The organism is Vibrio sp. 1078-1, assembly GCF_033340475.1.
The window spans coordinates 1-566 of record NZ_JAWOWM010000688.1 but is presented as its reverse complement, the minus strand read 5'-3'; the positions used below and the strand labels follow the sequence as shown (position 1 = coordinate 566).

At 49.1% G+C, this 566-nt stretch carries 1 protein-coding gene; it reads right to left on the bottom strand.

Going from position 1 to position 566, the window contains the following annotated elements; translation table 11 throughout:
- Nucleotides 1–57: 57 nt before the first annotated feature.
- Nucleotides 58–566, bottom strand: a 509-nt coding sequence (locus tag R7190_RS29530) for an AbgT family transporter (RefSeq protein WP_318138157.1), incomplete at its 5' end; no start/stop codon positions are given.

Sequence of the window (566 nt, the reverse complement as noted above, 5' to 3'; positions counted from 1 at the left end):
AAAAAAGCCTGCGAATATCGCAGGCTTTTTTTGGAGCTGTGTGAGGTGCCCTAAGTATTACGGTGTGTAATACGTTGCAGCGCCCGGGCCGACTGGTAGACCAAATACGAATACCCATAGGTAGAACAGCAGACTCCAACCTACGATAAAGCAGATTGAGTAAGGCAGCATGGTCGCGATCAGCGTACCGATACCTAGATTCTTCATGTAGCGAGTCGCTACCGCCAAAATCAAACCAAAGTAGCTCATCATCGGTGTGATGATGTTCGTGGTTGAATCACCGATACGGTAAGCCGCTTGAATGGTTTCTGGAGCATAACCCACTAGCATTAGCATTGGCACGAAGATAGGAGCTGTCACGGCCCACTGCGCCGATGCAGAACCGATCATCAGGTTAATGAAGCCACACATCAGAATGAATGCGAAGAACAACATAGGGCCAGTCAGACCGATGCTTTGCAGGAAGTCAGCACCTGCAACGGCAAATACTTGGCCAAAGTTCGTCCACTTAAAGAAAGCAACAAACTGCGCAGCGAAGAACACCAACACGATGTACATGCCCATCG